Source organism: Photobacterium andalusiense (assembly GCF_900185625.1).
GTDB lineage: Bacteria > Pseudomonadota > Gammaproteobacteria > Enterobacterales > Vibrionaceae > Photobacterium > Photobacterium aquimaris.
Genome location: NZ_FYAJ01000003.1, coordinates 66,045 through 80,760 on the forward strand (window position 1 = coordinate 66,045; position 14,716 = coordinate 80,760).

Below are 14,716 nucleotides of genomic sequence, written 5' to 3' on the forward strand. Positions count from 1 at the left end.
TTAGTTAATTGAGAGAAGAATATCTCTACTTTCAAACCATATTTCTAATAACTACACATTACACATAAATATAACATCAACGTATGCAATTCATTTTAACTGTTCTATTTATAGTCACTTTTCTGATTATAAGCATAGCACCAAGACATAAATAAAATTGAAACTGATACACAGGAATTAATGCTAATAATGGCGCGTAAGGTAATGTTACTAAGCCTGCAACCGCAAAACCTATGAAAGCTGGCTGTCGTGATAATAATTTTATATCTGCTATAGATAAATCATCTTTTGAAAACATTGGTTTCGGTTTAGAATTCCAAATAATTAACAAACAAATAAGTACTAAAAATGATGTACCGACAAACCCAACTTCCCACAAATAAATAGCAAGTGCTGTTGAGCCAACATTTAAATTAAATAACATTGAAACATAGCCTGGTGTATCACCACCGGGGTTCGAACTATTTAAGCCATAACCAAATAATTGGTCTACGACACCATGAAGTGTGGAGTTCTTTGCCCAGAAAAAGAGAGACGTTAGACGTCCAAGTTCATCCACTCGGCCATGAAGCCCGGGAATAATCGCATGCGTATTAAAAATATAACCCACATTATCCATAAACATATCCCAAATACCCAACTTAGCTGAATATTGATTTGCATACGTAACGGCTAATATTGTTATAAATGCGCCTACCAATAATGAAATAATGACTATCCCTAGGATAATGGTTTTTATATTTACCGGTTTAACTTCTTTAACATAACTCGGTAAGATAAAGACATACATCATGAAAATAGGTGCAAACAGCACAACAAATTGAACTTGAGCAATTATCGCTATCGCAAAACCAATTGTTAAATGAAACAATAATGATTTTAATGTAGCAACACCGTGCTTATACTCAGATAACTTCATGAGCATTATCAACATCGCAAACAGCCCCATTGAGGCACCATTACCCCCCGAGTTCATGCTACCGCCAAATGTCCCTACCACTGAATCCCAAGAGTCCATCTTACCTTGCGCAGCGACACGCGCAGGGACAACAATCAGTATTTGATAAACAATAACCGGTATTTGAGCATAAAAAACCCAATATAATTTCTCTGTTATTCGATAAATCTGTGATTCACGACAAAAGCCAAGTATTAAACATAATAATAATAAAGGTATACCAAGACTGTTTTTTATACCTGCAATTGTTGGCTTTATTCCCTCTTGCAACAAGGAAGACGTTAATGCTAGAACAAAAAGTCCAACAAAAAGTACAATTATCATAATTTCTAAACGATCAAGCTGTCTAAAATTATACCTTGTTTGTAATGGGAGCAATGCCACCATTCCTATCGTCATTAAAAACGGCAGCCATAGAAAAGCGTTCACGCTAGTAAAATACTGTGCGAGGCCGCTAAAAACTAACGTCACAAAAACATAGACTTGGAAATATGCTCCCGTATTCATTTATTTAAAACCTTGTTCTTTTAGTTTCAGTACACGCTTATTGATATTGATATAAATCATTAAGTACCTAATTGCAGTGAGTACTGAAAACATGATCAATGACAACGCATAATCTTTATAAATAAGTGGCAATATAATGAATGTAATAACAACAATTAATAATTGCTCACATTGAATACGCAAAAAGTAATTAGGCGAGCCAAAAATTAACTCGACAACAGTTAATGGGACAAATGCCAGCATGACAAATACATAAGGTAACATCATGCGTGATGTAGCAATTGATTGTACCCACTGCTCGCTAAGGAAACGTTCTGTTATCCAAGGATAAACAAAATAGATACCAATAACGACAACAACAGATAACCCAAATAATAACGCTCTTACTTGACGATATTCTTTTATGTTAAAGAATTTATTACGAAAATCTTCTGACCATTTAGAAAATGTATAATTTCGAACCGATTGCCCCATAATAAGCACTGGTGACAAACAAAAACGATTAACAACAGCAAAATAACCAGCAACCAGAGGGCTAAACCAATGGTTTATTAATATTGTTGGTAACTGTAAGCTCGCATTAGCAATAACTTCAGCACTGCCAATACGAGACAAATGTTGCCAATGACTTACGATATATTTGCATTGTGTTGTCGGATAAAAATCGCGGGCTTTAAAGCCTTTAAAATCAATATATTTATACAACCAATAGCTAATCAGGCTTAAATGAAACACCGCCCATACATCATATAAATAAATATCTTTCCATGAACATAATACCGCGATAAAAACAACAACAGTTACAGAAATACGCTGTAAAGCTAATTTATTAAATAATTTATATCTTAACAGTACATTTTCAGACACGATCATTAACGAATAACTTGCCGTTAATATATAAGTCGGCCAAAAAGGCAAATCAAAACTTAAACGAACTAAATAAATATATAGTGCACTTACAGCCCATGACTGAATAAAACTAAAAACAATCGCAATTTGTAGCTCATCATCACGTACTTTTGTTAATAAGAAATGCGAGCCATATAACGCAACCTGGGCACCGATCATGATGATACCCAGCATTAATGCATAATTACCAACCGCAGACATACCGTAGCGATACGATATAAATAAAATGGTAAAAGCACCAATTAATTGCGAAATAACTGATGAACCACCAATTGTAGAAGCACTCTTAATTAGGCTCACTAAATAATCCCTTTCACATTAACTGGATTAATATTCTCAGCAGCTTCAATTAGTTTTTCGTTTACTTTATTCAATACACAACCCAGTAATTTTGCTTTGTTAGACTGTAATTGATTAATTGCACTCACAATTTGGTTTGAACTTAACTGGTTAGATTCAACAACAAAAATCACACCATCAACAAGTTGGCTTATTAGTGCAGCATCTTTACCTTGTTCAACAGCCGGAGTATCAAAAATAACGTAGTCATATTGATTGTTAAATTCAGCAAATAACGTTTTCAAATTATTATTGGTTAATAGCACCAATGGAGATAACGTCTTATTATCACCGGTTGTAATAAAATCGAAGTTTGGTAACTTAATGATACAGTCATCTTTCGTCGCTTTATGGGTGATCAGTTCACTCATACCAACATGATGTGGATCAGCTAATGCCTTTGTTAACGCTTTAGTTCTGAAATCAAGATCGACAACCAAAACACGAGAATCAACCGCTAATGATTTAGCAATCAATGCCGACACTGTTGATGTGCCTTCATTTGTTATTGTCGACGATACTGCAATCATTTTTGATTGTGTATTCAACAAATGTATCGCACTACGAATACCAAATGCAGCTTCGTCCAGAGATGGAATAGAACTGTTACTTTCAATGACACTTTTAGCCGTTAATGGCTCTTTATAGCGTTTAATTTCACCTAAAATTTCTAAGCCAAGACGACGCTTAATCTCACTAATCGTTAATACTTTGTTATTAATAGCCGCTAAAATAACAAAGAATATCGTCGCAATAAGTAAAGACATAATAGCAATAACTGCAATTAATAGCTTTTTGTTCGGTTTTGTTGGTTTTTGTGGAATCAACGCCGGATCAATCATCGAAGCCGCAGACTCTACAAACTGACCATTAACCTCAGTTTCATTTTGACGTTGAATAAGCTGATTATAAATTTTACGTGTTTTGGTAATGCCATCAACTAAATTATTGTATTCTGTCTTTTTATCACCGAGCTTTTGGAAATTTGCAGTCATTTTATTAACAGAATCTTGCAGTTGATTTTCTTTTAAAACTGCAGCTTGGTACTGTTCTTTAATGCCTTGAACTATTTGTTTAATAACAACATTAGCTTGTTGCTGTAAAATAGCTAAGCTTGATTTAGCTTGAATCACTTGCTCATTTTTAGCACCATAGCGTTTCTCTAAATCAGATAATTGCGTCCGTTGATCGATAATCTTAACATGTAAGTTTTCCATCTGCGGATTACGTAATATCTCAGGAATAGAAGCAGCTTTAATACCAGAATTTGCTTGGCTAGTTACTGTCTTATAAATAGCTTCACTGTGTACACGTTGTGCAACCGCCGCTGCCAAATTTTCATTTAATAGTGATAATTCAGAAGTTTGAAAACCATCAATACCGCGGAATGTAATTAAATGTTCTTTCTTTAAAAAAGCATTTAGATTATCTTCTTTTTTCTGCAAATCCACTTTAAGATCAGCAATTTGCTTACCTAATAATACCGATGCATTGTCTGTCGCATTACGATTATCATTAATGGTATAGTTGATATAAGACTGTACAACACTATTTGCAACTTCTGCTGCAAGTACTGCTTTTTCTGATTCAAAACCAACATCTACTAATTGTGTTTTACGCACAGCAGAAACAGTAAGGTGCTTTAATAAATAAGCTACACTATTGTCTTTTTTTTGCGCCAATGTTAATGGTTTTTTTGATTTACCATAAAACTCAGGATCATTATAAAGCTTAAGATCATCAACAACTGAGGCAGCTACACGGCGTGCTTTAATTAATTGATACTGGGTTTCGTAATATTCTTTACGAGTCGCATCAAAACTTCTAACTTGCTCAAATAGTGTTGGCTTTGTTTCATCTGCTTTCAGATATACCGAAGCAAAAGCTTCATATTTTGGTGGCATTTTTAATACCAACGGTGTCATAGCACCCGTTGTAATTACACTAAATGCTAAAACTTTCCACCAATTTTTTTTTGCTGATTTGAGGAAGCGAGAAAAGTCAATTGTACTTTCCAATTTACTTCCTTCATCTACAAACAATGACGACATTTCTATTTACCCTAAAATTAGAAAAAGCTTTGATCAATAATTACCGTATCACCTGGATTTATAGCCTGAGTTGGTGATACATCTTTTAAAAGTTGACCATTCGATAAACGAATATCAACATCACTACGATCGGCACGATCAGTAAAACCACCCGCAATAGCAACAGCTTGCTCGCGTGTTAATCCTGGACGGTATTCATAACTACCCGGTGCTTTGACTTCGCCAGAAACATATATTTGTCTAAATCGAAGTATGGTTACAGTGACCATCGGATTATTAATATAACCATTTTTCAATTTATCACGAATATCCATTGCAACTTGATCAGGTGTCTTTCCCGTCAATTGTAATTTACCAATTAATGGATAAATCACATCACCACTAGCATCAATGGTGAACTTCATTGATAAGTTATCTTCGTTATAAACTCGAATCTGAATTTGATCACCAGGCCCAAGTAAATAATGATTTTCTGACGCTGCTGCAGATGCATTAGCACTAATAAAAAAACTCATTGTTAACATAAAAATAATAGAAACTATATTTTTCATCTTAAATCGCCACTTTGACTGATAATCCAAATTGATTCTGTTCATAACCTAATTTTCTAATATAAGAGTTGCCGTCAATGAATACAGGATCAGCACTATTATTTGTATGAAATAACATATATTTATAGCCTAAACTAAATTCAACTTTCGGTCTAAATAAGTAATTTAAGCTCAAGTCTAAATAATCATATCGATCTTTACGTTTTCGGATATGATATTTATCAGATATATGTTTATATGATAAATTACTTGTTATATGTCCTAAAAATTGATGCTGCCAAGTAATACTATTTTGTAGAGATTGCACAAAATCACCAATATTATCAGGTTCTTTTGCTTCACTCAGCGTTTTCAGTATTATTGTTGAATAATCAACAGGTTGCCACTGGTAAGATATATTCCAGTTTACACCTGAAAAATTACTGCTTTGCATCTTTTTTTGAACTTTAGAAATTGTCGCTTCTATTTTTGACTTGCCCGTAAATTGACTAATAATAGAAAATGCGCCAATTAACTCATCATTATCACGATCGTGATCTAAATAACTAAAGTCTTTATATAATAAAGTATAATCAAAACGCATCCTATCTGTATATTGATGCCTGAATGTTACTTTAAAATTATTCTCTGTAACATTTTCATTCTTTAAGTATTCTTTAAAAGCGGACTGATAACTATCAAGAATATCATAATCTGTATACTCTCGTGAAAAGTCAAAAACTAGATTACCTTTAGCGTTTTTCGCACCATAGGTATATTTTGCATCTATTTTTTTCTTCGTTTTACCAATATCATGATTTATATTAAACTTATTAAATGTCGCTGCATTATTTTGCGTTACTCCATTATCAAAGAAAAAACCATTTGTCACACCCGTCCCTAAAGCTTCGTGGTTTTGACTATAACTACTGGTTAACTCTAGATGATGACGTAAACCTAATTCCCATTTAAAAACACCATAAACTTGATGATCATCATAGCTATCATCCTTAACTTCATCATTTGTATAATGTCGATAATCACCAGAATAATAAAGCCCAAAGTTTTTAGTATTACGCTGACCAACCACACTAAATACTGGTTTTAATGAGTAATAATCAGAACTAATTATGTTGTTATCAAGCTGATGAAGAACATTATCATCATAACCATAACCACTACTGACTGATGAAGAAAATTCTAAACCTAAAAAAGGATCTATATGCTTAGAGTCTTGAAAAGTACTATCTGCACTTGCAACAAAACTGCAGGTTGCGCAAACGCAACCTACTAATACTAAATGAATATTCTTCGTCTTAAATAAATACATAATTTAGTACGCTGTCTCGCTAACAAAACCTTTAAAAATAGTCAGAAAAATAATCTGCAAGTCTTTTGATAGACTCCAATGCTGGATATATTGTAGGTCGTACTTAACACGCATTTCCATTTTATCTAATGTATCAGTCTCTCCACGAAAGCCTTTTATTTGTGCAAGACCGGTAATACCAGGCTTAACCTTATGACGTAGCATATATTTATCAACAAGAACGCGATATTCTTCATTATGTGCTACAGCATGTGGACGAGGACCAACAATTGACATGCTCCCCTGCAATACATTAAAAAATTGCGGTAATTCATCTAATGATGTACGACGTATAAACGCACCAAACTTAGTTACGCGAGGATCATTTTTGGTTGCTTGAGTAACAACAGCGTCATTTTCCATTACGCCCATAGAACGAAACTTCCAGACTTGGATTCTCTTGCCACCTAAGCCATAACGATCTTGTTTAAATAACACCGGGCCTGGTGAACTACGCTTAACACCAATAGCAACAGCAATTAATACCGGTGATATAAGCAGAATAATGATACTACTGATAATGATGTCTTCAATACGCTTTAATACTGCTCCCATTCCTTCAAACGGAGAGCCAAAAACACTGAAGGTTTGAACATTACCAATAGTATTGATCTGACTGACGTTCAAATCATAAGTATATAAATCAGGAACAAGATAAGTTTCAACAATCGTATCAGATAATAATCTTAAACATTTCTGAATACGATCTTTTGCTACCATCGGTAAAGCAATATAAACTTCATCGATCTCACCATTTTTAGCTAACTGCACCAATTGATCAACATTTCCATGCAGCTTTGCTTTCGATAAATAGCCAAATCGACTCGCATCACGATCATCAAAATAAGAAATTTCAAATTGTTGAAAACGAATATCTTTTCTTAATGCTTGTTCAATCGCAATACCGCCTTTGGTCATACCCAAAATAGCAATTCGTCTAACGTGAGAGTTACGCTTCAAAAATTCACGAATAGCATAAATAACTAAACACTTAACAGAAAGCACACACGCAATAGATAACACAATCCATTGCCAAACAATCACACTATTTAAATGTGTATTATTGACACCTTCAAATGAGTTCAACTGCAGACACAAAAATCGCCATATCAAAAATGATAAGAAAAATGTTAATAACGTTTTTAGTACCGTAATGGCGTAATCTTGACGAACATATTTCTTATAAAGCCCGCTGTATTCGCCAATAAGTAAAAAGATCACTGCAAAAAGAAAACTGGCCGCTAAGCCAACAGCCGTTTCACTAACACTACGTAAAGAAATAAGAAAAGTTAGTGTAACATTGAGCAGTAAAAAATCACTGGCTTTTATTAATACAGCATAACCATCATCCGCTATTTTTATAGCTTGTTTTTTCATAGCTTAAACTAGCCTCTAGCACTACTAATTTTATAATGAGCAATGTCATTTCCATTGCTTTCTAATAGTTACACGTTTATAAATTCGCGTTTACGATGTAATTATACTGTAAAAAACCACCATACCGTCAAGTATTTGTCACTTTTTCCTCTAAATAAATACCAAATAAGTATATGCAAGCGTTATAAAATTGACGCTATAAAATAATAAACTAAAAAAACAACAACTTACAATACCAGGCTAATATTGAACACCGTTCAATTAAAGTGTGCAAAAAACAAAATGAATTCAAAAGAAACATACGATAATTATGGTATTAATATCAAAGAGGACGATTTTATAGAACAATTTTTAGATAATAGAAGAATTAGATTATATATAATATTACAGGGCGAGAATGAATATAATAAATAAAATCAAAAAGTAAAAAAAAATTAACGTTTTTTATGAGTATCAGCCACATTTATTAAACAACAAACATGACTGAATTATTATTTATTACTTAAACAAACGATTTTTCATTAATAGCGAGCCAATAACTGCCATTATAATACCTACTAATAACACGACAAAGTTTTTGTGGCGCTCAGCTGCTAATATATTTTCAGCATAAGTATTATTGTACAAATCAGATCCTGTCATGGTTAGAAATGAGCCCATTTCAGTAAAAACATGTTCCTGACCAACCATACCACTCAATGAAACCATTCCCCATAAAAGAGAAATCACACCTAGAGAGATAGAAATAAAACCCCAACTTTGTTTAACATCCATATTTGAACTCACGCTATAACACTTATCTGCGACTAAAAGTAAAACTCCGCATGAGAATATTACAAATAACGGAAAAAAACAATTCACCAAGGATATAAATAGACGGCTCAACAATTTACTCAAAATATAGGTTCATTTTATTTAAAAATATAACCATTTGAAAACAAATAAAAAAAACAAATAATGGCGGGCTGCTACTAAATTAGAATTATTGAACACTGTATATATTAATAACTTATTTCTTATTTTGTGACCTTGATTCAAATTATTCATTCTAAATAAAGAACAAGTAATATAACGGATATAAAAAAGCGACAAAAGATTGTCGCTTTTTTATTTTTGCCTATTTTATTTTTGCTTTGGACGAAATGGTTTAATTACACTTTCATCACATACAAGAAATGGACCATCCATCAAATCAAGACAGTAAGGTACTGCTGGAAATACTGCATCTAAACATTCACGAATAGATTTAGGCTTACCTGGTAAATTGATAATTAAACTATCACCACGAAGTCCTGCTGTTTGACGAGATAAAATAGCTGTAGGTACAAATTTTAGCGATTCTGCACGCATTAACTCACCAAAACCTGGCATCATACGATCACAAACAGCCTCTGTCGCTTCAGGTGTTACATCGCGTTTAGCTGGTCCCGTTCCGCCAGTGGTAACAATCAAACTACAATTTTGATTATCAGCCATATCAATTAAAGTACTCTCAATCACGTCTTGCTCATCAGGAATAACTTGATAAATAGGCTCCCACTCTGATGTAAGATAATCATTTAGCGTATCAATGATTGCTTGTCCTGAGATATCTTCATAAACACCAGCACTTGCACGATCGCTCACTGTTACAATACCAATTTTTGCCTTACTCATGTGTTACCTCATTTGTTTAAACACAATATTACCGCTAAGCATAACATTTATAGCATTATTAATGGCTAAACAGTGTATACAAATCAGTAAGATGGTAAACATTAATAATACCTGTATTCATAACCAACGCCTAACATGCTGACAATAGCGGCGATAATCATCCCCAAACAACTGTAATAGTACCTTTTCCTCCGGCTTAATCTGAAATTGATTAATCGTTATTATAAAAGCAATCACCACTATAGCTGCTGATAATTCTCCCCCAATAAATGCCGCAGCAATAAGCAATAACAACAAACTTAAATACATAGGATTACGGCTATATTGGTATATTCCAGTGGTCACTAACTGAGTGGTTGCTTGTGGTGTAAAAGGACTGATAGTGGTGTTAATGTTGGCAAATACTGACATTGACAATGACCCAATAAAAATAGCAATAACCACTAACAATATTGCGACGATCCAAACAGGTTCAAATTGCCATACAGGAATAAATAATACACAGCCATATATCAGCAATAACGCAATTATAGCCAGTACAGGGGGAGGGACTTTCAAAGACAGCATAATTTATCCTTAATTATTGCCTGAATATAACCACTATTGAGCGCATATTAACTAATAATAAGGTTGCCTCGATAGTTACCAGCTTATAGCATAAACCTTTTGGTTAAGAGTCACATTGGTTATGCAACAGCTTAAATATATTCAAGGTTATCCGCCTCACCTTGTTGATCAGGTTCAACAGTTAATAGAAAAAGATCAACTTAAGACATTATTACTTAACCGTTATCCGACACCGCATACGATTAAAACAGAAAAAGCGTTATACGATTATGTGATTGAACTGAAAAACCAATATTTAAAAAAATCAGCTCCCATCAGTAAAGTTGGCTACGACAATAAAATTAATGTGATCAATCATGCACTTGGCCTACACACATTCATTTCACGTGTCCATGGCAATAAGATTAAAGCTAAGCATGAAATTAGAATTGCAACGGTATTTAAACAAGCACCCTTACCTTTTTTACGGATGATTGTGGTGCATGAGCTTGCGCACTTGAGAGAAAAAGATCACAACAAAGCATTTTATCAACTCTGCTGTCATATGGAGCCTAATTATCATCAGTTAGAACTAGACATGCGTTTATATCTCACCTATTTAGATCTGATTGGGCCAATATATAATTAGTCTATTGTAAACTATCAAGAGCGTTGGGTTTGCCATTCTCTCAGCAGCAAAAGCCAATACCTTATTCACTTTCGACTAAGAGTATTGGCTTTATTAGTATGATAGCTGTTGCGATTGTTTTAAATTTTACAGACCATAAGGTGCAAGCAAGTTATGGAAATACAGTGAAATACTTGCCCAAGTTCGAGTGAACCAGCCGCCTTGTTGAACACTGTTGAGCGCGACAAGTGGCTTCGATTGAATAACTTTGTCTTTATAGGTTACGGTAATTTCACCTAATTTTTCTCCCTTATCAACCGGTGCTTTGATATCGCGTTCAATTTGAAGCGTAGTTATCAGACCTTTCTCATCAACACTGGAAGGAAGAACCATGGTTAATGGCTTCTCAAGACCTAAAGAGACCGTATTTTGTTGTCCTCCCCAAACCTTTTGTTCAGACAGTTTGCTGTTTGCTGAATATAGTGTGTCTTGTTTAAAGAAGTGAAAGCCGTAATTGAATAGTGCCTTACTTTGAGCAGCAACATCATTCAGCGATTTTGTGCCAAGAACAACACCAACCAACTTCATTGGGTTATTTGGTATCTCAGCTGAACTTACCAGTGAGTATCCCGCAGCTTCTGTACTGCCTGTTTTCATGCCTGTCGCATATTGGTAAGTGAACAATAAGCGATTGAAATTTGGTTGACGGATATGGTTGTATTCAAAATACTTTTGACTGAAAAAATGAAAATATTGAGGGTAATCGTTCATGATGTGCTGTCCGAGCAGCCCAAGATCATAAGCGGTTGAGAAATGTGCTGGCGCTGGCAAGCCCATGACAGTTGTGAAGTGGGTATTGTGCATACCGAGCTTAACAGCAGTCGCGTTCATCATCGAAACGAATGAAGATTGAGAACCTGCGATGTAATTTGCCAAAGTAACAGCAGCATCATTACCCGATTCAACAAGCATACCTGAGATAAGATCTTTCACAGACACAAAAGAGCCAGGCTTTAAAAACATTCTTGAACCACCAGTACGCCATGCCACTTCTGGAACTTGTACTTTTGAGTCTAGTGAAATTACACCAGCGGCCAGTTTTTGCTCAACAATATACATTAGCATTAACTTGGTAGTGCTAGCTGGTGCCATACGCATGTTGGCATCGTTAGCGGCAATAATCTGTCCGGTGTTAGCATCCATTAAAATGAAAGCGCGTGCTTCAACTTGAGGCGAGAATACTCCTGCCTGAGTCCATTTTTGCACCAGCGTTTCAGGGATCCCATTATTACCACCAGCTTCTACGGGTGCAGAAGGCACTTGTATATTTTCTGGAATACTGGTTTTTACATCGATAGCACCGAAGCTATTGAGTGGCGCTTGAGCTGCTTTGTATTGCGTTGCCGCGAAGTAATCACTATTAGGCATAGTGTTCGTTGCATCATTGCTAGGTGTAGCAAATACTGTACTGGAGGTAAATAATGCAGCGATGGTTGCTGCTAAAGAAAGCTGTTTGATTATTGTCATAAGAGTATTTAATTTACAGTTATTTACTAAAAGTGCGATATAAAAAAGCAACTAGATAAGATACTAACTTCACAGAGTAATTAATGCCCTGCAGAGTCTATCTATCACTACCACAAAAATGGTGAGTGCTTTTCCGTTCTTGATCAGCGTTACAATGACTTTAGTTACAAGTCGTATTTCTATAATGATGTCTCTATCATTACGCGCATGTAACTTAAATCCCGTTGACAGCTATAACTAAATGATGGTGCTTAAGTCCTGCTTTCTCAGCGAGTCGTTAAAACCTCATGTGGGTTACAGCCTCTTGTATATTGTCTATTTCCATCTTACCAGTAGATCCATTATGGAAACCTGAACAGTTATGATGTTTATGCTACAGAATATTCGGCAAGTAATTCTTTTTGACAGGAAGAACATTGGACAGCCATATATTTACTTAAATAGATTTCCTCAAAACAAAAAAACGTTAGCACATCGACTATGCTAACGCCTGAAATAAATCGCCACTCATGTTACGTATTACGCTATTGTTCATTATTCTCTACAATGAAGACCCGCAAGGGCAATCAATTTCCGCTAATTATTTGACATTATTACTTAAATCAGCGCTGTTACTCTATTTCAAGATCGACAAAATCCACACTCCTAGTGCTTGTTGCGGTATTGTTTATTTATAATTAATAACTAATTGGGATGTAACTGGTAACTCGCCAACTTTCCTTTGCACCACTGTCCACCAGTATGCTGTTTAAAGGCACACATTCGTGACCATTTACCACTCACATTGGCATAACGTTCCATAAACTGTTCACTATGATCAAGCCAAGCATCTGCTGCTATTCCCAATTGTTGTAAAATCTTTGGTTGGTTAGGTGCTATAAAACCTTTTTTATCATTACGAATACAGCGACCAGTCCAATCAATTAGTTCGAGATAATCTGCAAACGCAAAGTTTATTCCGGCTTTTTTTGCCTGATGTTCAGCGCCAACAAAGGGTAATAATTGGATGTGTGCTTTATTTGATGGTGATTGTTTAGCAGAGGTTTTCAGTTGCTGGTATTCACGAATACGCTGTTGAATCGAGGTAAAATCCGACAGTTCTAGTGACTGTGTAACGCCAGCTCTAACAGGGTTTAAATCAACATACATCATGCAAGATAGTAGTGCTTTTTCATCCAACAATGCTTGAGACTTAAACCGTCCCTCCCAAAACACGCCTTTACATTGGTCTTCTTTATTGGCTTTGCGGGCAATTTCTTCATTAAGACAGCGCATAAACCAACTAATACTGCCTAATCGTTGTTGCCATTCCTCCACTAAATTTAATAACGCCTGTTGTTTTTCAGCACCTACTTGCCCTTCTTTTAAGAAATCGACCGCAATAGGATGACCATTAAATAACTGTAACCAACGTGATATTACAGCTTCTGGGGTTAATTTTTGTTGTTGCTCGATATCTATTTTCAGCACTAAATGATAATGGTTACTCATCACCGCATAAGCACAAACATCAATGCAAAAAATAGTAGCTAATTGTTTGATTTTATTTACTATCCAACCTCGACGATGCTGATAATTTTTACCATTATGTGGATCATCGCCACACAAATACGCCCGTCGTACACAGCGGTTAATCACATGATAAAACGGCGTGATTTGAGGTTCGATCAATTTTCGTCTTGAGATTGTCATTAGTTAAACCATAAGCAACTTGAATTTTAACTGTAGTAGCTCATGGTTAATGTGCAAGGATATGGCTGTCCTATGTTCTTTGGTTAATGTGCAAGGATATGGCTGTCCTATGTTCTTCTTCCTTGCTATGTTCTTCTTCCTTGCTATGTTCTTCCCCAATTCGACCTCTAATAGTGATAGAATCTGTGCATCAGAATTATCGAGAAACTCTATGTTTATCCATCACGTTAACGACATCGACTGGTTGGTGATCACCGCTTTTGAAGAACTGAAATCTTTATTTGTCGAAGATGCCGGTGCAATCCCCAGTTACTTCTCTACTGCCAGCGAATTGAGTCTAATAGATCAAGCTAAGCGCAGTTATGGATATTTGCCGACACTTAGCGGCGTAATCACCGATACAGGTATATTTCAATCTCAAAATAATCAACAAGATTTGAGTCCACAACTTGCTTGCGTAGTTGAAGGTCGTGGTCGAGTGTTTATCTATCACGGTAGCTTTGTGGCTTTTGTGGATGACGAGCAAACCTTTATTACTCGCATGGACTGAAAATTATTCAGTAACGTGAGATAAAAAGCATTAGCAAAGAAAAACTTGAATTTTATCTTCGTTTTTACCTCACACTA

At 35.1% G+C, this 14,716-nt stretch carries 13 protein-coding genes; 2 read left to right on the forward strand and 11 right to left on the reverse strand.

All coding sequences use genetic code 11. The annotated features are described in order from the left end of the window. Positions 1-76: 76 nt before the first annotated feature. The 9 genes from PAND9192_RS09440 to PAND9192_RS09480 form a co-directional block, all read right to left on the reverse strand. Positions 77-1,465, reverse strand: coding sequence for a capsular biosynthesis protein (locus tag PAND9192_RS09440; protein ID WP_087853596.1), 1,389 nt, complete (start codon positions 1,463-1,465; stop codon positions 77-79). Further along, entirely contained in the window at positions 1,466-2,674 is a 1,209-nt protein-coding gene (locus tag PAND9192_RS09445; RefSeq protein WP_087853597.1) for a lipopolysaccharide biosynthesis protein, read from the reverse strand. Next, a complete protein-coding gene (locus PAND9192_RS09450) occupies positions 2,674-4,764 on the reverse strand; it encodes a GumC family protein (protein ID WP_087853598.1) in 2,091 nt (696 codons plus the stop codon). Before PAND9192_RS09450 ends, PAND9192_RS09445 begins: the two co-directional genes overlap by 1 nt. Positions 4,765-4,781: 17 nt before the next feature. After that, positions 4,782-5,315: a polysaccharide biosynthesis/export family protein gene (locus PAND9192_RS09455; RefSeq protein ID WP_087853599.1), complete on the reverse strand. Its 534-nt coding sequence runs from the start codon at positions 5,313-5,315 to the stop codon at positions 4,782-4,784. A 1-nt stretch (position 5,316) separates the two neighbouring features. Then, positions 5,317-6,624 carry a hypothetical protein gene (locus tag PAND9192_RS09460; RefSeq protein ID WP_087853600.1) on the reverse strand — a complete coding sequence of 436 codons (1,308 nt, stop codon included), beginning with the start codon at positions 6,622-6,624 and terminating at the stop codon, positions 5,317-5,319. Positions 6,625-6,627: 3 nt separating this feature from the next. Continuing rightward, entirely contained in the window at positions 6,628-8,040 is a 1,413-nt protein-coding gene (locus tag PAND9192_RS09465) for an undecaprenyl-phosphate glucose phosphotransferase (protein WP_087853601.1), read from the reverse strand. 498 nt (positions 8,041-8,538) lie between these two features. Further along, positions 8,539-8,814 (reverse strand): molybdenum cofactor biosynthesis protein, encoded by a 276-nt coding sequence (locus PAND9192_RS09470; protein WP_087853602.1) that lies wholly within the window; start codon positions 8,812-8,814, stop codon positions 8,539-8,541. Positions 8,815-9,162: 348 nt separating this feature from the next. Further along, positions 9,163-9,696 carry a molybdopterin adenylyltransferase gene (mog, locus tag PAND9192_RS09475; RefSeq protein WP_087853603.1) on the reverse strand — a complete coding sequence of 178 codons (534 nt, stop codon included), beginning with the start codon at positions 9,694-9,696 and terminating at the stop codon, positions 9,163-9,165. Between the two features lie 117 nt (positions 9,697-9,813). Then, a complete protein-coding gene (locus PAND9192_RS09480) occupies positions 9,814-10,263 on the reverse strand; it encodes a methyltransferase family protein (RefSeq protein ID WP_087853604.1) in 450 nt (149 codons plus the stop codon). 121 nt (positions 10,264-10,384) lie between these two features. On the opposite strand from PAND9192_RS09480, the gene PAND9192_RS09485 reads away from it, so the two are divergent. Next, the gene (locus PAND9192_RS09485) at positions 10,385-10,891 is read left to right on the forward strand and encodes a M48 family metallopeptidase (protein WP_087853605.1); all 507 of its coding nucleotides are present in this window, start codon (positions 10,385-10,387) and stop codon (positions 10,889-10,891) included. A 126-nt stretch (positions 10,892-11,017) separates the two neighbouring features. Here PAND9192_RS09485 and PAND9192_RS09490 read toward each other — a convergent pair whose 3' ends face one another. Continuing rightward, positions 11,018-12,397, reverse strand: a complete 1,380-nt coding sequence (locus PAND9192_RS09490) for a D-alanyl-D-alanine carboxypeptidase family protein (RefSeq protein WP_087853606.1) — start codon at positions 12,395-12,397, stop codon at positions 11,018-11,020. 684 nt (positions 12,398-13,081) lie between these two features. Next, entirely contained in the window at positions 13,082-14,089 is a 1,008-nt protein-coding gene (locus PAND9192_RS09495) for a transposase (protein WP_087853607.1), read from the reverse strand. Positions 14,090-14,300: 211 nt separating this feature from the next. Between PAND9192_RS09495 and PAND9192_RS09500 the strand changes: the two genes are divergently transcribed. After that, complete coding sequence (locus tag PAND9192_RS09500) at positions 14,301-14,639, forward strand: cytosolic protein (protein ID WP_087853608.1); 339 nt, start codon at positions 14,301-14,303, stop codon at positions 14,637-14,639. The last annotated feature ends 77 nt before the right edge of the window (positions 14,640-14,716 follow it).